This window comes from Streptomyces sp. URMC 124 (assembly GCF_051386455.1).
Classification (GTDB): Bacteria; Actinomycetota; Actinomycetes; order Streptomycetales; family Streptomycetaceae; genus Streptomyces.
In genome coordinates this window covers 1-19,790 of the sequence record NZ_JBPQTS010000076.1, presented here as the reverse complement: position 1 = coordinate 19,790, position 19,790 = coordinate 1, and the positions used below count along the sequence as shown (strand labels likewise).

Below are 19,790 nucleotides of genomic sequence, written 5' to 3'. Positions count from 1 at the left end.
CGCTTTTGCGCGGCCGATCCGGGCCATTGCGACTTGAAGCGATCAGAAGAGGTTCAGCACAAACATGCGCTCCCCCATCTCTGGCTATAGCCGCCTGACCAAGGTCCAGAAGTTCACCGCCGCCGGCGTCTCGGCCGCAGCCGTCGCCGCTCTGGCGGTCGCCGCGATACCGGGCTCGTCCGACTCGGACAAGCAGTCCATCGCCGTGAAGCCCGTCGCGTGGAGCGCAGAGGCCTTCGGCGCCCAGGAGCAGCAGGAGCAGATCGGCAAGCAGGCCGACAACGCCGCCAAGCTGGCGAAGGCGCAGGCCGAGGCCAAGAAGAAGGCGGACGCCGAGGCCGCCGCCAAGGCGAAGGCCGACAAGGAGCGCGCCGAGAAGGAGGCCGCGAGCCGTTCGCAGGAGCGCAAGCCCGTCCAGGCCGCGCCCGCCGCTCCGGCCCCGAAGACCTACGCCAATAACCTTGACGGCTGGATCAAGGAATCCCTGGACATCATGAAGGCCAAGGGTATTCCGGGTTCCTACAACGGCATCTACCGCAACATCATGCGGGAGTCGACCGGTAACCCGAAGGCCATCAACCTCTGGGACTCCAACGCCGCCAAGGGCATTCCCTCCAAGGGCCTGCTCCAGGTGATCGACCCGACCTTCAAGGCGTACCACGTCGAGGGCACGTCCTGGGACATCTACGACCCGGTCGCCAACATCACCGCCGCGTGCAACTACGCGTGGAAGGTCTACGGCTCGATGGACAACGTGAACTCGGCCTACTAAGGGCGAGAGCGCGGACAGCGACATACGCCGAAGGGCGGCACCCGGTGCGGGTGCCGCCCTTCGGCGTAGGTGCGGACGGCCGTGCGGTCCGGCGCGGGACTACTTGCGCATGACCTCCGGCTCGTGGCGGCGCAGCAAACGTGCGACTGCGAAACCACAGGCGACGCCGATGACGATCAGGGCCACGATGTCGATCGTCCACTGGGTGGCGGTGTGCTCCCAGAGGGGGTCGAGCTTGGGGGGCCTGCTCTTGTCGAACGGGGCCATGACGTGCGAGAGGTCCAGCGTGGTGCCGACGCCGGCGATGGCCCAGCGGGCGGGCATCAGCCAGGCGAACTGCTCGATGCCCGGCGAGTCGTAGATCTTGAACAGGATGCCGGTGAAGACGACCTGGACGATCGCGAACATGACCAGCAGCGGCATGGTCTTCTCGGAGGTCTTCACCAGGGCGGAGATGACCAGGCCGATCATCATGCAGGTGAAGCCCAGGGCGATGATCACCAGGCAGAGCTCCAGGGCGGGCGCCGCCTTGAAGACCAGGCCGTTCTCCGGCAGCTTGCGGACCGAGAAGCCGATGGCGCAGATCAGGGCGCCCTGCACCGCGGTGATCATGCCGAGGACGACCACCTTGGACATCAGGTAAGCGGAGCGGGAGAGGCCGACGGCCCGTTCCCGCTCGTAGATCACCCGCTCCTTGATCAGCTCGCGGACGGAGTTGGCGGCGCCGGAGAAGCACATGCCGACCGCGAGGATCAGCATGATCGTGCCGGCGTCCTGGTTGAAGTGGCCCTTGCTCGCGGGGCCGAGGCCGAAGTCGGACGGGATCACCGTGCTGACGCCGCCGAGGACCGCCGGGAGGAGCAGCATCAGGGCCATGAAGCCGCGGTCCGAGGCGATGACGGAGACGTAGCGGCGCATCAGCGTCCACAGCTGGGAGCCCCAGCTCTGGGCCTTCGGCGGGCGCACCATCTGCGGCTGGACGTGCACCGACTGCGGGGCGACGGCGTCGATGTCGGCCGCGTACATCTGGTAGTGCTGCGAGCCGCGCCAGCGGCCCGACCAGTCGTAGTCGCGGTAGTTCTCGAAGGCCGAGAAGACGTCCGCCCAGGTCTCGTAGCCGAAGAAGTTGAGCGCTTCCTCCGGCGGGCCGAAGTAGGCGACGGAGCCGCCGGGGGCCATGACGAGCAGCTTGTCGCAGAGCGCGAGCTCGGCGACGGAGTGGGTGACCACCAGGACCGTGCGGCCGTCGTCCGCGAGGCCGCGCAGAAGCTGCATGACATCGCGGTCCATGCCCGGGTCGAGGCCGGAGGTGGGCTCGTCCAGGAAGATCAGCGAGGGCTTGGTCAGCAGCTCCAGGGCCACCGAGACGCGCTTGCGCTGGCCGCCGGAGAGGGCGGTGACCTTCTTGTCCTTGTGGATGTCGAGCTTGAGCTCGCGCAGCACCTCGTCTATCCGGGCCTCGCGCTCGGAGGCCGCGGTGTCACCGGGGAAGCGGAGCTTGGCCGCGTAGCGCAGCGCCTTCCGGACGGTGAGCTCCTTGTGCAGGATGTCGTCCTGCGGCACGAGGCCGATGCGCTGGCGCAGCTCGGCGAACTGCTTGTACAGATTCCGGTTGTCGTAGAGGACGTCGCCCTCGTTGGCGGGCCGGTAGCCGGTGAGCGCCTTCAGGAGGGTGGACTTGCCGGAGCCGGAGGGGCCGATGACGGCGATCAGCGACTTCTCGGGGACGCCGAAGGAGACGTCCTTGAGGATCTGCTTGCCGCCGTCGACGGTGACCGTCAGGTGGCGGGCGGAGAAGGAGACGTCGCCGGTGTCGACGAACTCCTCCAGCCGGTCGCCGACCAGGCGGAAGGTGGAGTGACCGACACCGACGATGTCGTTGGGGCCGATGATCTGCTGGCGGACCGGCTGACCGTTGACGTAGGTGCCGTTGTGGCTGCCGAGGTCGACGATCTCGAAGCGGCCGTCGCCGGTGGAGCGGAACTCGGCGTGGTGCCGGGAGACCTGGAGGTCGGAGACGACCAGCTCGTTCTCCAGGGCACGACCGATGCGCATCGTGCCGCGGCCGACGGCCATCTGGTGGAAGCTCGTCGGGCTGCGGTCGCCGTAGACGGGCGGGGCGCCGCCCTGCGAGGGCGCGCCGCCGTGCGCCGGGGGCTGGTGCGCGCCGGGCCCCGGCTGCTGGGGGACGTACGCCTGCTGCGGGGGCTGCTGCCAGCCGCCCGGCTGCTGGTGCTGCTGCGGCTGCTGGTACTGCCCGGGCTGCTGCCAGGCGCCGGGCTGCTGGTGCTGCGGCGGCTGGTGCGGCGTGTGCTGCGGCGGAGCCTGGTGCAGCGGCGCGGCCATGGCGGTCTGCGCGCTGTAGAGGTCCGCGGCGGGAACGCCGGCACCGGCGCCCGCGGCGCCGGCGGTCAGGTTCAGCCGGGGGCCGTCCGTCGCGTTGCCCAGGTGCACGGTCGAGCCGGGGCCGATCTCCATGTGATGGATCCGCTGGCCCTGCACGTACGTGCCGTTGGTGCTGCCGTGGTCCTCGATGACCCAACTGCGGCCCTCCCACCGTACGGTGGCGTGCCGCCACGAGACGCGGGCGTCCTGCAGCACCATGTCACCCTGCGGATCCCGCCCGAGGGTGTAGGACCTGGACGGATCGAGCGTCCAGGTCTGTCCATTCAATTCCAGTACGAGTTCCGGCACTCCATGCCCCACTACTTGTCCCCCGATGAGCCCCCTGCATCAGGGAGTCTAGGGATGGCGAACATCGGGAGGAACTATTTCAGGCACAGTCCCCGAACCGAAAGTCGGGGATTGCCGCGACCGTGTAACAGGCGCCGTTGACCGATCCGAAACATGCCCTGAGAGTGGTTACCGCCATGGATACGTACGGATCATGCGCATCCGGGCAATAGCCCGGGTGCAGACCGGCACGGGGGGCCGTGATGACCGTGGACGGGGGCGGGCGCGGAGCGCGTCCGGCGGAGCTGTTGCTGACTGCTATTGCGGCTGTGAGCTGGTCTTTTCTGGCCATGGCGGGGATTGCGGCGCTCGGGCTGCATCTGCTCGGCGCCGATGCGGCGGGCGCGCTGGGGCCGATGACGGCGGCCGTCGTGGTGCTCGCCGTCGGCGGATCACTCACGCCTTCGGGCGATATTGAAGCATTCGGCCTCAAGGGCGCCGGGGCGCACACTGCCATCGATATCGCGCCACTGGGAGTGAGCCTGGCAGGCGCCCTGCTGCTGGGAATGATCTTTGCGCGATCGTTGCGCCGGGCCGGTGCCGTGATCGGCGCCGGGGAGCTCGCCGCCCGGGCCGGCGCGGTGGCCGTTCTCTTCGTGCTCCTGCTCGGCGGGCTCGCCTGGGCGGGGGAGGATTCGATCACCCTCGACGGAAGCAGCCTGGGCCTGGGCGGAGACGGGGGCGGCGGAGGCGGGGGCGGCCCCAAGCTGGTGATCCCGGGCATCGGCGATATCGGGGACATCGCGGGCGGGCTGCCGGACCGGCTCGCCGGCCTGGCGGACGCCAAGGCCGCCGTCGGCTTCAGCGTACGGACCGGACCCTCGCTGGCCGGGGGCGCCGCCTGGGTCCTGGGCGTCCTGCTGATCGCGGTGCTGGCCGCGCGCCGGGCGCCCCTCCCCCGCGGCTGGCAGGCGCTGCACCGGGGCGTGCGCCCCGCGGTCTCGGCGCTGTGCACGGTGCTGGTCCTCGCGGTGGCGGCGGGCCTGGCCGCCGCGGCCTACGCGGCCGCCGGCGACGACGCACCGAAGCGGATCTTCGGCGCCGCGCTGCTCGGGGCGCCGAACGGGGTGTTCCTCGCGGTGCCACTGGGACTGTTCGTCTCCTGGCGCGGCACGGCCACGGGCGCGCTGACCAAGGTGCTGCCCTCCCCGCTGGACGAGCTGCTGAGCGCGCGGGCCGAGGAGCCGGTCACGCTGGGGCGGCTGGCCGGGCTCGACGGCACGGTGTGGCTGCTGGCCGTCGCCTGCGCGCTGATGATGCTGGGCGTGGGCGTGCTCACCGCGGTCCGCGCGCCGCGGGAGCAGGGCCTGGGGCCGGCGGCGTTCGCCGCGCGCTGCGCCGTGGCACTGGGGGTGGCGACCGCCCTGGCCCTGCCGCTGCTGGTGCTCGCGACCCGGGTGAAGGCCGACGCGAGCCTGTCGGTGCTGGGCTTCGACGCCTTCGGGGCGGGCCTGGAGCTGCGCGGCAACGCGGCCATGGCCCTGGCGCTGGGCGCCGCGTGGGGCGCCGTCGCCGGGGCGGCCGGGGGGCTCCTCGCGTGCGCGACGGGCACGGCGGGGCGGCGGGCGGCGGCCCTCGCGCGGCCGGAGGCCGGGGCGGCCGGGGTCGCCGGGGCGGCCGTTGCGGCACCGGGTGCCGCGGCGCCGCCCGGCCCGTACCGTCCCGCGCCGGGGCGGCACGCGCAGGACGACCCCAATCCGTACCGGCGCCCCGCGCGCGACGACACCAACCCCTACAAGCGCCCGTCCTTCGACGACCGCTCCAGCGCGCCGACGCAGACGGGCCGGCCGCTGCCACCGCCCCGCAGGCCCCGGAGCAGCGGGTACCGCTACGGGGCGCCGCCGCCGGAGGAGCCTCCGCCTCCGCCTCCGCCGCCCGGGCCCCCGCCCGGTTCCCCGCCGCGGCCCCGCTGAAGCCGTTCACGTGGACGCCGTTCACGTGCCGTAGGCCCCGCCTTGGCCGCACCTTGGGCAGGTCTTCGCCGAGCGCTGGCCGGGACACCTGTGCGTATCCGGCGCGGGGCCCGATACGGTAAGAGGACCATGAGCGCATCGCAGACCTCGCCTGCCACCCCCGTACCCGCCGAAGACGAGCCGACCCTCCTCGTCAAGATCTTCGGGAAGGACCGGCCGGGCATCACCGCCGGGCTGTTCGACACGCTCGCCGCGTACGCCGTGGACGTCGTCGACATCGAGCAGATCGTCACCCGGGGCCGGATCACCCTGTGCGTGCTGGTCACGGCGCCGGAGGGGGGCGGCAACGCCGAGGGCGACCTGCGGGCGACGGTGCACAGCTGGGCCGAGTCGATGCGGCTGCAGGCCGAGATCATCTCGGGCCGGGGCGACAACCGCCCGCGCGGCACCGGCCGTTCCCACGTCACGGTGCTGGGCCACCCCCTGACCGCCGAGTCGACGGCCGCCATCGCGGCGCGGATCACCGGCACGGGCGGCAACATCGACCGGATCTTCCGGCTCGCCAAGTATCCGGTGACCGCCGTGGAGTTCGCGGTGTCCGGCGCCGAGACGGAGACGCTGCGGACCGCGCTGGCGCTGGAGGCGCACAGCCGCGGGGTGGACGTGGCGGTCGTCGCGGCGGGCCTGCAGCGGCGCGCCCAGCGCCTGATCGTGATGGACGTCGACTCCACGCTGATCCAGGACGAGGTCATCGAGCTGTTCGCGGCGCACGCGGGCTGCGAGGCCGAGGTCGCGGAGGTGACCGCGCGGGCGATGCGCGGCGAGCTGGACTTCGAGGAGTCCCTGCACGCCCGGGTGGCGCTGCTGGCGGGGCTGGACGAGTCCGTCGTGGACAAGGTGCGGGCGGAGGTGCGGCTGACGCCGGGCGCCCGGACGCTGATCCGCACGCTCAAGCGGCTCGGCTACCAGGTGGGCGTGGTCTCCGGCGGCTTCACCCAGGTCACGGACGACCTGCAGGAGCGGCTGGGGCTGGACTTCGCCTCGGCGAACACCCTGGAGATCGTCGACGGCCGGCTGACCGGGCGGGTGACCGGGGAGATCGTGGACCGGGCGGGCAAGGCCCGGCTGCTGCGGCGGTTCGCCGCCGAGGCGGGCGTACCCCTGGCGCAGACCGTGGCCATCGGTGACGGCGCGAACGACCTCGACATGCTCAACGCCGCGGGGCTGGGCGTGGCCTTCAATGCCAAGCCGGTGGTGCGCCAGGCGGCGCACACGGCGGTGAACGTTCCCTTCTTGGACACGGTGCTCTACCTGCTGGGCGTCACCCGCGAAGAGGTCGAGGCGGCCAGGACGCACGAGTAGCCTCCGGCGGATCGCCTGCGCGGGGAAGTGCCCGCGCAGCGGCGGGCATCACGAGGGCGAGCCACTGCGAAGGCGTGGCAGGACGACGGCGGGGCAGGACGACGGCGGGGTCCGGCGGAATGAGCGACGGCCGGAAGCGACGCGGGCGACGCGTCTCCTCCGCCGGACGGGCGCGCTACGCGTGCGGGGCCCAGAACGCGACCAGGCGGCCGACGCCGTGCTCGACGGCCTTCCACGATCCCGTGAAGGCGAGCACCGCGATGGCGGAGGTGGGGAACCCGGTGCGGTTCATCCGCGGCAGCAGATCGCCCTCGGACTCGCCCGCGAGGGCGTCGGCCAGGGCGTGCATGCCGGGGTTGTGCCCGATCACGACGAGGTCCTGGACCTCATCGGAGACCTCGTTGAGCAGGGCGATCAGCTCGCCGAGCGAGGCCTCGTACATCCGGTCCTCGTAGACCGTGCGGGGGCGCTGGGACAGCTCGGGGACGGCGAGCTTCCAGGTCTCGCGGGTGCGGGCGGAAGTGGAGCAGAGGGCCAGGTCGGGGTTGATGCCGGAACCGGCGAGCCAGCGGCCGGCGACCGGGGCGTCCTTGCGGCCGCGGTCCGCGAGCGGACGTTCGTGGTCGTCCCCGTCGGACCATTCGGCCTTGGCGTGCCGGAAAACGACGATCCTGCGAGTCGGTTCGGAGCTCATGCCGTCCAGCTTCGCATGAAACCCACGGCGAGGCGCGGGGTGTTGAAAGGGTTGCCCCGTAAGCGGCGCACGCGCCCCACCTGCCCTCACGGTGCTTCTTCGCCCAGCGCGAGCCGGACGAAGGCGACCACGCGGGCGACGGTGCCCGAGGCCGCGGGATCCGGACCGGAGTCCGCGGTGGCGGGGGCGGCGAGCAGGGTGCAGAAGACGGTGAAGGCCGCGGCGGCGAGCGCGAGGGCCCACCAGGGCAGCCGCGTCTGCACGGTGCCGGGAGTCCGGGCTTTCGTACCGGCGGGCATGATCGCCTCCGTGTGGTTCGGTGCACCGCCGCATCGCGGTGTACTACGAAACTACGGAGAACGGCGCCCCGCTCCCATCCGGTGGACCACCCACTTGCCCCTGAACCCGGCCCCCTAAGGGACGGGGGGTTAACCCCACCACGGCCTGGAGGCAGGCCGGAAGGGGGAACCGGGAGAGGGACCGGGAGCGACGAGGAGTCAGGCCGGGGCGAAAGCCGGGGTCAGGGGCGGACCGGGCCGGGGAGAAGCCGGGGTCAGGGCGAGAAGACCGTCGCGATGACCGAGATGACGACCGTGATGCCCAGCATCGCGCCGAGGATCGTCAGCAGGGTCTTCTGACCGTTTTTGGGGTGGGGATCGAGCACAGGCTGCATGGGACCAGTCTCCCACCCCGCGCCGCCGTGGCCGCGCCGGGGTCAGAGCTCGTCCTCCACGGTGCGGGGGCGGCCGGCCAGCACGCCCGCCACGACCTGAGGCACCATCAGCGCCGCCATGAGGGCGAGGGGCACGTCCCAGCCGCCCGTGCGCTCGTTGAGCCAGCCCACGAGCAGCGGGCCGGGGATGGAGATCAGATAGCCGGTGCTCTGGGCGAACGCCGACAGCCGCACCACGCCCCCGCCCGTACGGGCCCGCATGCCGATCAGCGTCAGGGCGAGTGTGAAGGCGCTGTTGGACACGCCGAGCAGCACGGCCCAGAGCCAGGCGCCCGCGGCCGGGGCCAGCCACAGCCCGGCGTACCCGGCCAGCCCGAAGCAGGCCAGGGCGACGACGAGGACGCCCTGGTGGGGCAGGCGGGCGGCGAGGCGCGGCAGGACGAAGGCGAGGGGCACGCCGGTCAGCATCGTCACGGCGCTCAGGACGCCCGCGACGGAGGCGGACACCCCGGCGTCGCGGAAGATCGCCGGCATCCAGCCCATGACGATGTAGGCACCCGTGGCCTGGATGCCGAAGAAGACGCCGAGCGCCCAGGCGGTGGGGCTGCGGGTGATGCTGGTGCGGGGAGCGTCCCGGCCGGCGGCCGCGGGCTCGGCGGACCCGTCCGTACGGCCACGGCGGGCCGCCACGAGCCACAGCAGTCCGGCCGCGGCGGCGAGCAGCGCCCACGCGCCGAGGCCGAGCCGCCAGCTGCGGCCCATCGTCTCGGCGAGCGGCACGGTGCCGGCGGCGGCGCCCGCGGCACCGGCGGCGATGGCCATGGAGTACAGGCCGGTCATCGGGCCGACCCGGTCGGGGAACCAGCGCCTGACGACCAGGGGCATCAGCACGTTGCTGACGGCGATGCCCGCGAGCGCGAGCACGCTCAGGGCGAGGAATCCGGGGACACCGCCCGCGGAGGGCCGCACGGCGAGACCGGCGGCTATCAGCGCCATGCCGGCGCAGACGACGGCCGCGGGGCCGAAGCGGCGGGCCAGCCGGGGCGCGGCGAGGCCGAAGACCGCGAAGCAGAACGCGGGCACGGACGTCAGCAGGCCCGCCACCGTCCCGCTCATGCCGAGGTCGGCACGGACCTCCTTCAGCAGCGAGCCCAGGCTCGTCACGGCCGGGCGGAGGTTGAGCGCGGCGAGGACGAGGCCGGCGGCCAGGAGCTTAACGGCCCAGGCGGAGCCCCGGGCGGCCTCCCCCGCCGGCGCGGGGTCCTGCAGCGGGCCGGCGGGGTCGACTGCGGCGGTGGACTCGGCCGCTCTCAGGTCTTCGTCTGCCGTAGATGCCATGACGCCATCATAGATAGAATCATGGGATGAATGGAGGCTGTCGATGCCACTGAACTCGCCCAAGCGCTCCCGCCTCGTCGACCAGGTCATCGCCGGGCTGCGCAGCCAGATCACGTCCGGTGAGTGGCCCGTCGGCTCGCGCATCCCCACCGAGCCGGAGCTCGTCGAGCAGCTCGGCGTCGCGCGCAACACCGTGCGCGAGGCCGTGCGCGCCCTCGCGCACAACGGCCTGCTGGACATCCGGCAGGGATCCGGCACCTACGTCGTCGCCACGAGCGAGCTGGCCGGCGTGATGCACCGCCGCTTCGCCGACGCCGACCCGAGAGACGTGGCCGAGCTGCGCAGCGCCCTGGAGGCGTCGGCCGCCCGGCTCGCGGCCCGCCGGCGCACCGAGCAGGACCTGGTGCAGCTGGCGGCGCTGCTGGAGCGGCGCGAGGAGGCGTGGCGCTCGGGCGACGCCGAGCGGTTCGTGGAGGCGGACGCCACGCTGCACACCGCTGTCGTCTCCGCCGCGCACAACGAAGTGATGTCCGAGGTGTACGCGGACCTGGGCGGGGTGATGCGCCAGTTCCTGCGGGCGTACGTGGGGAGCGCGATGCGGCCCGAAGAGCTCGCCGACCACGGGCGGCTGGTCGCGGCCATCGCGGACGGCGACGAGGAGACCGCGGGGGCGGAGGCGAGCGCACATCCGTTCGGGCCGTTCGGCTGCCGGGGCGCGGCCCGCTGAGTGCTCAGGCGGCGGGCCGGTGGGTCACCCAGGCGTGGCGTATGCCCAGCCAGCAGCGCTGGCTGAGGGCGACGTGCCCGGCCGGGCCGACGACGGCCTGCGCGGTGTCCATGTCCGGGTCCCACCAGCGCACGCATTCGACGTGCAGCTGGACGCGGTCGGTGCCGGCGTTGCCGTTGAAGCAGTGGGCGGTGGCGTGGGAGCCGTGGACGCGGGTGCGGCACTCGGCGTGCCCGGGCCCGAGCGGGGCGGGCGGTGCGGCGGGCGGTGCGGCGGCCGCCGCCGGGGGCACCGGGGCGGTCGAGGCGGCCAGGGCCGCGGCGGCGAACAGCACGGCCGCGGTGCGGCGGAGCGGGAAGCTCATGCGCGTACCTCCTCCCGCCCTTCAGTGTGCGGGGGCCGGCTGCCGCGCACGAGCCGGAAAAGCCCGGTGCCCGTTCCGGAGTAACGGAACGGGCACCGGGCGTGCGCTTGGGGGCTGGGGCGTCCATCATGGGGCGCCCCGGGCGAGCATGAGTGCTTCGCCGGCTGTGCGGTGCGGTGGTCGGCCGCGGGTCGTCCGTGGCCGGTCGCGCAGTTCCCCGCGCCCCTTAAAGCAGTTCCCCGCGCCCCTTAAATGGGGTGCCTAGGCGCCCATCATGTGCACGCCGCCGTCGACGTGCACGATCTCGCCCGTGGTGCGGGGGAAGAAGTCCGACAGCAGGCCGACGACACCGCGGCCGGCCGGCTCCGGGTCGGCCAGGTCCCAGCCGATGGGGGCGCGGTGGTTCCACACGTCCGCGAGCTCCTCGAAGCCCGGGATGGACTTGGCGGCCATCGACTTGATGGGGCCGGCGGAGACCAGGTTGCAGCGGATGCCCTTGGGGCCGAGGTCGCGGGCCAGGTAGCGGTTGGTGCCCTCGAGGGCGGCCTTGGCCACGCCCATCCAGTCGTACTTCGGCCAGGCGATCTGCGCGTCGAAGGTCAGGCCGACGACCGAGGCGCCCTCGCGCATCAGCGGCAGCAGGGCCATGGTCAGCGACTTGTAGGAGTACGCCGAGACCTGGACGGCCGTGGAGACGTCCTCCCAGGTGGCGTCCAGGAAGTTGAACGCGCCCTGCGGGCCGAAGGCGATGGAGTGCACGATGCCGTCCAGGGGGACGTCGTCGCCCAGGTGCTCGCGCACCTTGTCGGCGAGCCCGTCGAGGTGCTCCTGGTTGGTGACGTCCAGCTCGATGACCGGCGCCGGCTTGGGCAGCCGCTTGGCGATGCGCTCGACGAGCGAGAGCCGCCCGAAGCCGGTCAGGATGACCTCGGCGCCCTCGTTCTGGGCGACCTTGGCGGCCTGGAAGGCGATCGAGGACTCGGTGAGGACACCCGTGACGAGGATGCGCTTGCCTGCGAGGATTCCACTCATGACGTTCAGTGACCCATGCCCAATCCGCCGTCGACAGGAATGACGGCTCCAGTGATGTATGCGGCCTCGTCGGAGGCGAGGAAGCGGACCGAGGCGGCGATCTCCTCGGGCTGCGCGTAGCGCGCGAGCGGAACCTGCTTGGTGATGCCCTCGCGCTGCTCGTCGGTGAGCACGCGGGTCATGTCGGTGTCGACGAAGCCGGGGGCGACGACGTTGCAGGTGATGTTCCGGGAGCCCAGCTCACGGGCGATCGAGCGGGCGAAGCCCACCAGGCCGGCCTTGGAGGCGGCGTAGTTGGCCTGGCCCGCGGAGCCCAGCAGGCCCACCACGGAGGAGATCAGCACGATGCGGCCCTTGCGGGCGCGCAGCATGCCCTTCGAGGCCCGCTTGACGACCCGGAAGGTGCCGGTGAGGTTGGTGTCGAGGACGGAGGTGAAGTCGTCCTCGGACATGCGCAGGAGCAGCTGGTCGCGGGTGACGCCGGCGTTGGCCACCAGCACCTCGACCGCGCCCTGCTTCTCCTCGATCTCCTTGTAGGCCTGCTCGACCTGCTCGGGGTCCGTGATGTCGCACTTCACGGCGAGGCATCCCAGGTCCAGGAGGGCGGCCGGCGGCTCTCCCGAGCGGTAGGTGAAGGCGACCTTGTCGCCCGCCTCCGCGAAGGCACGGGCGATGGACAGGCCGATGCCCCGGTTTCCTCCGGTGACCAGAACCGAGCGGCTCAAGGGACCACCCTTCCTTCACGTGTAGCGGCCAGCTGGCTGCCGTTGGTCGTCTGTACCGTACGAAAACTATCTGGCCGCGGCCTCTGACGTGCAGCCCGCCCCTAACAGGAGCACATGGCGGACCCTGTGGGGTCCCTACAGAAAACGGAGCCGCGAAGGCCCTGCGGCCCCGTGCGGGGGGCATTCCCCGATCTGCCCCTGAACTGCGCAAAAGCCCGGGACCATGGACGTCGGGGCGTGATTCACTGCGTCCTCGGGAGACATCGCACGCCTAGGGGAGGCCTTCCGTGCCACATGAAATCGACGAGTCGTTCCTCGCGCTGCCGCTGCGGCAACTCGCCGACGCGGCTCTCGCGCGCGCCCGCGCGCTGGGGGCCGACCACGCGGACTTCCGCCTGGAGCGGGTGCGCAGCGCCTCCTGGCGGCTGAGGGACGCCCGGCCGGCCGGCACCTCGGACACCACCGACCTGGGGTACGCGGTGCGGGTGGTGCACGGCGGCAGCTGGGGCTTCGCGGCGGGCGTCGAGCTGACGATGGACGCGGCGGCGCGGGTGGCCGGGCAGGCCGTGGCGATGGCACGGCTGTCGGCGAAGGTGATCGCGGCGGCGGGCTCGGACGAGCGCGTGGAGCTGGCGGACGAGCCAGTGCACGCGGAGCGGACGTGGGTGTCGTCCTACGAGATCAACCCCTTCGACGTGCCGGACGCCGAGAAGAGCGGGCTGCTCGCGGACTGGAGCTCGCGGCTGCTGGCGGCGGACGGCGTGGCGCACGCGGACGCCTCGCTGCTGACCGTCCAGGAGAACAAGTTCTACGCGGACTCGGCGGGCACGACGACCACCCAGCAGCGCGTCCGGCTGCACCCGCAGCTGACGGCCGTCGCGGTCGACCCCGCCACCGGCGGCTTCGACGCCATGCGCACCATCGCGCCCCCGGCCGGCCGCGGCTGGGAGTACCTGACGGGCACCGGCTGGGACTGGGACGCCGAGCTGGCGGAGATCCCCGCGCTGCTGGCCGAGAAGATGCGCGCCCCGAGCGTCGAGGCGGGCACGTACGACCTGGTGGTCGACCCGTCCAACCTGTGGCTGACGATCCACGAGTCGATCGGCCACGCCACCGAGCTGGACCGCGCACTGGGCTACGAGGCCGCCTATGCGGGCACGTCCTTCGCGACCTTCGACCAGCTGGGCTCCCTGAAGTACGGCTCGGAGCTGATGAACGTCACCGGCGACCGCACCGCCGAGCACGGCCTCGCGACCACCGGCTACGACGACGAGGGCGTCGCGGCCCAGTCCTGGGACCTCGTCAAGGACGGCATCCTCGTCGGCTACCAGATGGACCGCCGCATCGCGAAGCTCACCGGCTTCGACCGCTCCAACGGCTGCGCGTTCGCCGACTCCCCCTCCCACGTGCCGGTCCAGCGCATGGCCAACGTCTCCCTGCAGCCTGCGCCCGGCGGGCCGTCGACGGAGGAGATGATCTCCGGCGTCGAGCGGGGGATCTACGTGGTCGGCGACCGCTCGTGGTCGATCGACATGCAGAGGTACAACTTCCAGTTCACCGGGCAGCGCTTCTACCGGATCGAGAACGGCCGGCTGGCCGGGCAGCTGCGGGATGTCGCCTACCAGGCCACGACCACGGACTTCTGGGGCTCGATGGCGGCCGTCGGCGGGCCGCAGACGTACGTGCTGGGCGGCGCGTTCAACTGCGGCAAGGCCCAGCCGGGGCAGGTCGCGGCCGTCTCGCACGGCTGCCCCTCGGCCCTCTTCGAGAACGTCAACATTCTCAACACCACCGAGGAGGCGGGTCAGTGAGCGGTCGCCACGGAACCGGCCGGGGGCCCGGGGGTTGCCCCCCGGAGAAGCACAGTCTCAACACCACCGAGGAGGCGGGTCAGTGAGCGCTCACCACGGAACCGGCCGGGGGCCCGGGGGTTGCCCCCCGGAGAAGCACAGTCTCAACACCACCGAGGAGGCGGGTCAGTGAGCCCTCGTCACCAGCCGCACGAGATCGTCGAGCGCGCTCTGGAGCTGTCCCGGGTCGACGGGTGCATGGTCATCGCCGGCGAGCGCTCCACCGCCAACCTCCGCTGGGCGCGCAACGCGCTCACCACCAACGGCGTCACCCGCGGCCGTACCGTCACCGTGATCGCCACCGTGGACGGTGCGCAGGGCACCGCCTCGGGCGTGGTGTCCCGGTCGGCCGTCACGGCCGCGGAGCTGGAGCCGCTGGTGCGGGCCGCCGAGGCGGCGGCGCGCGAGGCCGGGCCGGCCGAGGACGCGCAGCCGCTGGTGTCGGGCGTGCCGCACTCCCCCGACTTCACGGCGCCGCCCGCCGAGACCTCCTCCGCGGTCTTCGACGGCTTCGCGCCCGCGCTGGGCGAGTCCTTCGCCGGGGCCCGGGCGCAGGGCCGCGAGCTGTACGGCTTCGCCCTCCACGAGGTCTCCTCGTACTACCTCGGCACGTCCACCGGGCTGCGGCTGCGCCACGACCAGCCGACCGGGTCCCTGGAGCTCAACGCCAAGTCGCCGGACGGCACCCGTTCCGCCTGGGCGGGCCGGGCCACGCGCGACTTCACCGACGTCGACCCGCAGGCCCTGGACGCCGAGCTGGCGCAGCGCCTGGCGTGGGCCGAGCGGAAGATCGAGCTGCCGGCCGGGCGGTACGAGACGCTGCTGCCGCCGAGCGCCGTGGCCGACCTGCTCGTCTACCAGATGTGGTCGGCGGCCGCCCGTGACGCCGCCGAGGGCCGGACGGTCTTCTCCAAGACCGGGGGCGGCACCCGTGTCGGGGAGAAGCTGTCCCCGCTGCCGCTGACGCTGCGCAGCGACCCCCACGCCGGGGGCCTGGAGTGCGCGCCCTTCGTCCTGACGACCGCCTCGGGGGACGACGCGTCGGTCTTCGACAACGGCCTGCCGCTGGGCCCGACGGACTGGATCCGCGACGGCGTCCTGGAGCACCTGGTCACCACGCGGCACAGCGCCGGGCTCACGGGCCTGCCGGTCACCCCGCTCGTGGACAACCTCGTCCTGGACGGGCGGGGCACCGCCACCCTCGACGAGATGGTCGCGTCCACCGAGCGCGGCCTGCTGCTGACCTGCCTGTGGTACATCCGCGAGGTCGACCCGGCGTCGCTGCTGCTGACGGGGCTGACCCGGGACGGCGTCTACCTCGTGGAGAACGGGGAGGTCGTCGGCGAGGTCAACAACTTCCGCTTCAACGAGTCGCCGGTGTCGGTGCTCTCGCGCGCCACCGAGGCGGGCCGCACCGAGGCGACGCTGCCGCGCGAGTGGGGCGACTACTTCACCCGGGCCGCGATGCCCGCCCTGCGCGTGCCGGACTTCAACATGAGCTCCGTCAGCCGGGGCGTGTGACAGCGGGGCCGTGACCGCAGGGGGTGGGACAGCCGGGACGCGGCACCGGGCCGAATAGACTGGTCCGCGTCCACCTGTCCCCCGCTCGCATACGTCTTCCCGTATGCGGCCCTTCCTCCGTCTTTCTTCTCCGTCCGTTCCTCATCCGTCCCATCGATCCCCAGGAATGTCATGACACGCCTCGGCGAATCCGTCGCCCGCGCCGGTGAGCTCCTCGCGCAGGACCTCTCCTCCGACCAGACCGTCCAGCGGCTGCTCCAGGAGACGGGCTCGCGGCGCTATCTCGATCTGACGGATCTGTCGGCGAAGGAGCAGGCCGAGCTGATCGCCGCCCGCACCGTCGAGGTGCTGCCGGGCGTGGACAAGCTGGCCGAGCGCATCGAGAAGCGGCGCGCGGCGGGCAAGGGCCTGCAGCTCAAGCTGGGTATCGACCCGACGGCGGCCGACGTCCACCTGGGCCACGCCGTGCCGATGATCATCCTCAGCCGCTTCCAGCGCATGGGCCACGACGTCACCCTCCTCATCGGCGACTTCACGGCCAAGATCGGCGACCCGACGGGCCGCACGGCCGAGCGCCCGCCGCTGACCGACGAGGACATCGCGAAGAACCTCGCGGGCTACCGCGAGCAGGTCCGCCCGTTCTTCGACTTCGACAAGGTCACGTTCGTCCAGAACAGCACCTGGCTGGCCCCGTACACCTTCCCGGAGCTGCTCGGCCTGCTCTCGCAGGTGCCGGTCTCGCAGCTGCTGCAGCGCGAGGACTTCCGCAACCGCCTGGCGTCCGGCTCGGGCCTGACGATGTCGGAGCTGCTGTACCCGATCGCGCAGGGCCTGGACTCGGTCGCGCTCGACTGCGACGTCGAGCTGGGCGGCGCCGACCAGCTGCTGAACCTGCAGATGGGCCGCAAGCTCATGGAGCTGAAGGGCCAGACGCCGCAGCTCGTCGTCACCATGCCGCTGATCGAGGGCACGGACGGCACGGGCGCGAAGATGTCCAAGTCCAAGGGCAACTACGTGGGCCTGTCGGCCACCGCCGACGACGTCTTCGGCAAGATCATGTCGGTTCCGGACCGGCTGATGGAGCCGTACCTGAAGGCCTGGACCGAGTGGACGGACGAGGAGATCGCCCTCGCGCTGTCCCGGGTCGAGGAGCGCTCGCTGCACCCGATGGACCTCAAGAAGATCCTCGCGGGCGAGGTCGTGGCCGCGCTGTACGGGATCGAGGCGGCGATGGCGGCCCGCGCCGGGTTCGTCGCGCAGTTCTCGAAGAAGAGCTTCTCCGACGTGGAGACGCCCGTCGTGGAGCTGTCGGAGCACGGCGACTCGCCGGCGACGGCCGTGCTCAGCCAGGTCCTGGGCTTCCAGCCGTCCGCGTCGGCGGCCCGCCGGGTCGCCAAGCAGAACGGCCTGCGCCTGGTCGTCGAGACGGACGGCGGCCAGGAGGCCGTCGTGCTGGCCGAGGCCGATGCGATCCGCCCGCTGGGCGAGGTCGTGACGGAGACGGTCGCCAAGGTCGCCGGGGCCGGGAAGGTCTACCTCAAGGCCGGCCGGAAGATCGCCGAGCTGCGGTAGGGCTCCCGCCCGGAATCGAAGGCCCGGGGCGTTCACGCCGCGTGTCTTCCGCCGCTCCTCTTGTCGCCGCGCACCGCGACCCAGAGCCGGTCGCCGATGCCGACCACAAGGACCGCGCCCGCCAGCTGCAGCAGGTGCCGGCCCCAGTCGACGCCCTTGGTCTCGTTGATGCCGAGCCCGGTGGCGGCCCAGTTGCCGAGCAAGCTGCCGATCATGCCCAGGATGATCGTCAGCCAGAGGGGGACCTGCTGTTTGCCCGGCAGGATCGCCTTGGCGATCAGGCCCAGGACAAGTCCGACGATGATGGCCCACAACCAGCTCATGTCGCCTCCTCAGCGGCGCGATGTGCCGTGCCCCGCCTATTGTGTGGCCACTGTCCGTACGGCGCACGCCGGAGCCGTCCGTCCGCCGCGATGCTGCTGCGGGGTACGCAGCCGCAGGTCGGGGCGGGGACGGTGGGGGACCCGCTCTCGTACCCGGCGGCCACGCGGCGTAACGTGGAGGGTGTCCCGGCTGAGGGCGTGCGGGCGTGGTGGATCAGGTGGTGGAACGTGATGCGGAAGCAGGGCGGGACGGCGGTCTTCAGGATCACCGGCGCCCGTCAGGGGCTGGCCGAGGACGTGCGCGGCCGCCAGCGCCGCTACGTCATCTCGATGCTGATCCGCACCCTGTCGGTGGTGCTCACCGTGGTGCTGTGGAACGTCGAGCGCTTTGTGGCGGTGGGCACGCTGATCCTGGGTGCCCTGCTGCCCTACGTGGCGGTCGTGATCGCCAACGCGGGCCGGGAGAACGCCCCTTCGCTCCCCGGCACGTTCATACCGGCACCGACGCGGCCGGTGCTGATGCCCGGTCCCGGCGAGGAGAGGGCGGAATCCGTCCCGGAAGCCGGCCGTGCCGCCGAGGGCGATCAAGGGCGTGACCACGGCTGATGCCCCACGGGGGCGCGTCGGGAAAGGCGCACTCCGCAAAGCTCAAGAAAACCTCAGATCAATCATGTGGTTTCAGTGCCGCGCGCCGGGCACCCCGTGACATACTTCCTAAGCGCTCCGCATCCCCCGTCGGAGCGACAGACCGACGCCGGGCGGCTCCCCCCGTGGCTGCCCGGCGTCGCCGTGTCTGCACGCGGTTCGTAGAGTCAGGGGTGTGAATTCCCCCGATGACGCCGTGATCTGTTCCGCCAAGGGCTGCCGTGCCCCCGCCCTGTGGGTGCTGGCGTGGAACAACCCCAAGCTGCACACCCCCGACCGCCGCAAGACGTGGCTCGCGTGCGACGAGCACCGCGAACACCTCTCGAACTTCCTCGGCTTGCGGGGCTTCCTCAAGGACGTGGTCTCGCTGGAGGAGTGGGAGTCCTCGCCCAAGGCGTAGGCCTCCCGGCGGCCCCGGGACGGACCGTTCAGCCCCCGATGGCCGACATGGGCCGCTGCGGCTGCAGGAAGGTCGGGTCGTCCAGGCCCGACCCCGCCTTCTTGCCCCGCATCGCCTGCTTCCACCGTCCGGCTATGTCCTCGTCCGTGGCCCCGGAGCGCAGTGCCGCGCGCAGGTCGGTCTCCTCGCGCGCGAACAGGCAGTTGCGGATCTGCCCGTCGGCGGTGAGGCGGGTGCGGTCGCAGGCGCCGCAGAAGGGGCGGGTGACGGAGGCGATGACGCCGACGCGGCCGGGACCGCCGTCGACGAGCCAGCGTTCGGCGGGGGCTGCGCCGCGCTCGTCGGCGCCCTCGGGGGTGAGGTCGAAGCGCGTGGCCAGGCTCGCCAGGATGTCCCCGGCGGTGATCATGCCGTCGCGGCGCCAGCCGTGCTGGGCGTCGAGCGGCATCTGTTCGATGAAGCGCAGTTCGTAGCCGTGGTCGAGGGCCCAGGCCAGCAGGTCGGGCGCCTCGTCGTCGTTGAGGCCGGGCATCAGCACGGTGTTGATCTTCACCGGGGTGAGGCCGGCGGTGCGGGCCGCGGCGAGGCCGTCGAGGACGTCCTGGTGGCGCTTGCGGCGGGTCAGCTTCTGGAAGACGTCCGCACGCAGGGTGTCGAGGGAGACGTTGACCCGGTCCAGGCCCGCGTCCGCGAGGGCCGCCGCGGTGCGCGCGAGACCGATGCCGTTGGTGGTGAGGGAGATCCGCGGGCGCGGGCGCAGGGCGGCGCAGCGGGCGACGACCGAGACCAGGCCGGGGCGCAGCAGGGGCTCGCCGCCGGTGAAGCGGATCTCGGTGACGCCGAGGGAGGTCACGGCGATGCGGACCAGGCGGACGATCTCGTCGTCGGTCAGCAGGTCCGGCTTGGCGAGCCACTGGAGGCCCTCTTCGGGCATGCAGTACGTGCAGCGCAGGTTGCAGCGGTCGGTCAGGGAGACGCGGAGGTCGGTGGCGACGCGACCGTAGGTGTCGATGAGCACGCTGCGCCTCCTGCGGACTGGGCTTGAACGTTCGTTCGCTGTCCGCAGCGTACGTGATGCGTGGGGGCGGTGGTCCGTCCCGGATGCGGAGCGGCAGGGGGGGGGGGGGGGGGGGGGGGGGGGGGGGG

Annotated in this window: 19 protein-coding genes; 9 read left to right on the top strand and 10 right to left on the bottom strand. The window is 72.3% G+C overall.

Features of this window, described 5'->3' with window-relative positions; translation table 11 throughout:
* The first annotated feature begins 64 nt into the window (after positions 1 to 64).
* Complete coding sequence (locus ACSNOG_RS17660; protein ID WP_436753596.1) at positions 65 to 772, top strand: transglycosylase SLT domain-containing protein; 708 nt, start codon at positions 65 to 67, stop codon at positions 770 to 772.
* 99 nt (positions 773 to 871) lie between these two features.
* Here ACSNOG_RS17660 and ACSNOG_RS17655 read toward each other — a convergent pair whose 3' ends face one another.
* Entirely contained in the window at positions 872 to 3,478 is a 2,607-nt protein-coding gene (locus tag ACSNOG_RS17655) for an FHA domain-containing protein (protein ID WP_436753595.1), read from the bottom strand.
* A 230-nt stretch (positions 3,479 to 3,708) separates the two neighbouring features.
* Here ACSNOG_RS17655 and ACSNOG_RS17650 point away from each other — a divergent pair, with 230 nt between their 5' ends.
* Both ACSNOG_RS17650 and serB read left to right on the top strand, forming a co-directional pair.
* Positions 3,709 to 5,418, top strand: coding sequence for a streptophobe family protein (locus ACSNOG_RS17650; protein WP_436753594.1), 1,710 nt, complete (start codon positions 3,709 to 3,711; stop codon positions 5,416 to 5,418).
* 129 nt (positions 5,419 to 5,547) lie between these two features.
* On the top strand, positions 5,548 to 6,780 hold the full coding sequence (serB, locus tag ACSNOG_RS17645; RefSeq protein ID WP_436753593.1) for a phosphoserine phosphatase SerB: 1,233 nt from the start codon (positions 5,548 to 5,550) through the stop codon (positions 6,778 to 6,780).
* 175 nt (positions 6,781 to 6,955) lie between these two features.
* Here serB and ACSNOG_RS17640 read toward each other — a convergent pair whose 3' ends face one another.
* The 4 genes from ACSNOG_RS17640 to ACSNOG_RS17625 all read right to left on the bottom strand — a co-directional run bounded on the left by ACSNOG_RS17640 (position 6,956) and on the right by ACSNOG_RS17625 (position 9,485).
* Positions 6,956 to 7,474 carry a SixA phosphatase family protein gene (locus ACSNOG_RS17640; protein WP_436753592.1) on the bottom strand — a complete coding sequence of 173 codons (519 nt, stop codon included), beginning with the start codon at positions 7,472 to 7,474 and terminating at the stop codon, positions 6,956 to 6,958.
* An 86-nt stretch (positions 7,475 to 7,560) separates the two neighbouring features.
* A complete protein-coding gene (locus ACSNOG_RS17635) occupies positions 7,561 to 7,773 on the bottom strand; it encodes a hypothetical protein (protein ID WP_168091276.1) in 213 nt (70 codons plus the stop codon).
* A gap of 254 nt (positions 7,774 to 8,027) precedes the next feature.
* A complete protein-coding gene (locus ACSNOG_RS17630; protein ID WP_268254421.1) occupies positions 8,028 to 8,147 on the bottom strand; it encodes an SGM_5486 family transporter-associated protein in 120 nt (39 codons plus the stop codon).
* 42 nt (positions 8,148 to 8,189) lie between these two features.
* Positions 8,190 to 9,485, bottom strand: a complete 1,296-nt coding sequence (locus ACSNOG_RS17625) for a CynX/NimT family MFS transporter (RefSeq protein ID WP_436753591.1) — start codon at positions 9,483 to 9,485, stop codon at positions 8,190 to 8,192.
* A 43-nt stretch (positions 9,486 to 9,528) separates the two neighbouring features.
* Here ACSNOG_RS17625 and ACSNOG_RS17620 point away from each other — a divergent pair, with 43 nt between their 5' ends.
* Positions 9,529 to 10,212 carry a FadR/GntR family transcriptional regulator gene (locus ACSNOG_RS17620; RefSeq protein WP_436753590.1) on the top strand — a complete coding sequence of 228 codons (684 nt, stop codon included), beginning with the start codon at positions 9,529 to 9,531 and terminating at the stop codon, positions 10,210 to 10,212.
* 4 nt (positions 10,213 to 10,216) lie between these two features.
* Here the strand turns inward: ACSNOG_RS17620 and ACSNOG_RS17615 are convergent, their stop codons facing one another.
* The 3 genes from ACSNOG_RS17615 to fabG all read right to left on the bottom strand — a co-directional run bounded on the left by ACSNOG_RS17615 (position 10,217) and on the right by fabG (position 12,333).
* Positions 10,217 to 10,576: a hypothetical protein gene (locus tag ACSNOG_RS17615; RefSeq protein ID WP_436753589.1), complete on the bottom strand. Its 360-nt coding sequence runs from the start codon at positions 10,574 to 10,576 to the stop codon at positions 10,217 to 10,219.
* A 261-nt stretch (positions 10,577 to 10,837) separates the two neighbouring features.
* Positions 10,838 to 11,608 carry an enoyl-ACP reductase FabI gene (gene fabI, locus ACSNOG_RS17610; protein ID WP_436753588.1) on the bottom strand — a complete coding sequence of 257 codons (771 nt, stop codon included), beginning with the start codon at positions 11,606 to 11,608 and terminating at the stop codon, positions 10,838 to 10,840.
* Between the two features lie 5 nt (positions 11,609 to 11,613).
* Positions 11,614 to 12,333 carry a 3-oxoacyl-[acyl-carrier-protein] reductase gene (gene fabG / locus ACSNOG_RS17605; RefSeq protein ID WP_436753587.1) on the bottom strand — a complete coding sequence of 240 codons (720 nt, stop codon included), beginning with the start codon at positions 12,331 to 12,333 and terminating at the stop codon, positions 11,614 to 11,616.
* Positions 12,334 to 12,620: 287 nt separating this feature from the next.
* Here fabG and ACSNOG_RS17600 point away from each other — a divergent pair, with 287 nt between their 5' ends.
* The 3 genes from ACSNOG_RS17600 (at position 12,621) to tyrS (ending at position 17,276) form a co-directional block, all read left to right on the top strand.
* The gene (locus ACSNOG_RS17600) at positions 12,621 to 14,144 is read left to right on the top strand and encodes a TldD/PmbA family protein (RefSeq protein WP_436753586.1); all 1,524 of its coding nucleotides are present in this window, start codon (positions 12,621 to 12,623) and stop codon (positions 14,142 to 14,144) included.
* 168 nt (positions 14,145 to 14,312) lie between these two features.
* The gene (locus tag ACSNOG_RS17595; RefSeq protein ID WP_436753585.1) at positions 14,313 to 15,704 is read left to right on the top strand and encodes a metallopeptidase TldD-related protein; all 1,392 of its coding nucleotides are present in this window, start codon (positions 14,313 to 14,315) and stop codon (positions 15,702 to 15,704) included.
* A gap of 171 nt (positions 15,705 to 15,875) precedes the next feature.
* Positions 15,876 to 17,276: a tyrosine--tRNA ligase gene (gene tyrS, locus ACSNOG_RS17590; protein ID WP_436753584.1), complete on the top strand. Its 1,401-nt coding sequence runs from the start codon at positions 15,876 to 15,878 to the stop codon at positions 17,274 to 17,276.
* A 32-nt stretch (positions 17,277 to 17,308) separates the two neighbouring features.
* Here the strand turns inward: tyrS and ACSNOG_RS17585 are convergent, their stop codons facing one another.
* Positions 17,309 to 17,599 carry a GlsB/YeaQ/YmgE family stress response membrane protein gene (locus tag ACSNOG_RS17585; RefSeq protein WP_436753583.1) on the bottom strand — a complete coding sequence of 97 codons (291 nt, stop codon included), beginning with the start codon at positions 17,597 to 17,599 and terminating at the stop codon, positions 17,309 to 17,311.
* 231 nt (positions 17,600 to 17,830) lie between these two features.
* Here ACSNOG_RS17585 and ACSNOG_RS17580 point away from each other — a divergent pair, with 231 nt between their 5' ends.
* Together ACSNOG_RS17580 and ACSNOG_RS17575 are read left to right on the top strand one after the other, a co-directional pair.
* Complete coding sequence (locus tag ACSNOG_RS17580; protein WP_436753611.1) at positions 17,831 to 18,205, top strand: DUF3099 domain-containing protein; 375 nt, start codon at positions 17,831 to 17,833, stop codon at positions 18,203 to 18,205.
* A 214-nt stretch (positions 18,206 to 18,419) separates the two neighbouring features.
* Positions 18,420 to 18,644: a hypothetical protein gene (locus ACSNOG_RS17575; protein WP_436753582.1), complete on the top strand. Its 225-nt coding sequence runs from the start codon at positions 18,420 to 18,422 to the stop codon at positions 18,642 to 18,644.
* Between the two features lie 28 nt (positions 18,645 to 18,672).
* Here the strand turns inward: ACSNOG_RS17575 and moaA are convergent, their stop codons facing one another.
* Positions 18,673 to 19,662 carry a GTP 3',8-cyclase MoaA gene (moaA, locus tag ACSNOG_RS17570; RefSeq protein WP_436753581.1) on the bottom strand — a complete coding sequence of 330 codons (990 nt, stop codon included), beginning with the start codon at positions 19,660 to 19,662 and terminating at the stop codon, positions 18,673 to 18,675.
* Positions 19,663 to 19,790: the final 128 nt, after the last annotated feature.

Excerpts from the sequence above, each read along its gene's own strand:
- ACSNOG_RS17660 (WP_436753596.1), top strand. The coding sequence starts at position 65 with ATGCGCTCCCCCATCTCTGGCTATAGCCGCCTGACCAAGGTCCAGAAG.
- ACSNOG_RS17650 (WP_436753594.1), top strand. The coding sequence starts at position 3,709 with ATGACCGTGGACGGGGGCGGGCGCGGAGCGCGTCCGGCGGAGCTGTTG.
- serB (WP_436753593.1), top strand. The coding sequence starts at position 5,548 with ATGAGCGCATCGCAGACCTCGCCTGCCACCCCCGTACCCGCCGAAGAC.
- ACSNOG_RS17640 (WP_436753592.1), bottom strand. The coding sequence starts at position 7,474 with ATGAGCTCCGAACCGACTCGCAGGATCGTCGTTTTCCGGCACGCCAAG.
- ACSNOG_RS17635 (WP_168091276.1), bottom strand. The coding sequence starts at position 7,773 with ATGCCCGCCGGTACGAAAGCCCGGACTCCCGGCACCGTGCAGACGCGG.
- ACSNOG_RS17630 (WP_268254421.1), bottom strand. The coding sequence starts at position 8,147 with ATGCAGCCTGTGCTCGATCCCCACCCCAAAAACGGTCAGAAGACCCTG.
- ACSNOG_RS17625 (WP_436753591.1), bottom strand. The coding sequence starts at position 9,485 with ATGGCATCTACGGCAGACGAAGACCTGAGAGCGGCCGAGTCCACCGCC.
- ACSNOG_RS17620 (WP_436753590.1), top strand. The coding sequence starts at position 9,529 with ATGCCACTGAACTCGCCCAAGCGCTCCCGCCTCGTCGACCAGGTCATC.
- ACSNOG_RS17615 (WP_436753589.1), bottom strand. The coding sequence starts at position 10,576 with ATGAGCTTCCCGCTCCGCCGCACCGCGGCCGTGCTGTTCGCCGCCGCG.
- fabI (WP_436753588.1), bottom strand. The coding sequence starts at position 11,608 with ATGAGTGGAATCCTCGCAGGCAAGCGCATCCTCGTCACGGGTGTCCTC.
- tyrS (WP_436753584.1), top strand. The coding sequence starts at position 15,876 with ATGACACGCCTCGGCGAATCCGTCGCCCGCGCCGGTGAGCTCCTCGCG.
- ACSNOG_RS17585 (WP_436753583.1), bottom strand. The coding sequence starts at position 17,599 with ATGAGCTGGTTGTGGGCCATCATCGTCGGACTTGTCCTGGGCCTGATC.
- ACSNOG_RS17580 (WP_436753611.1), top strand. The coding sequence starts at position 17,831 with ATGCGGAAGCAGGGCGGGACGGCGGTCTTCAGGATCACCGGCGCCCGT.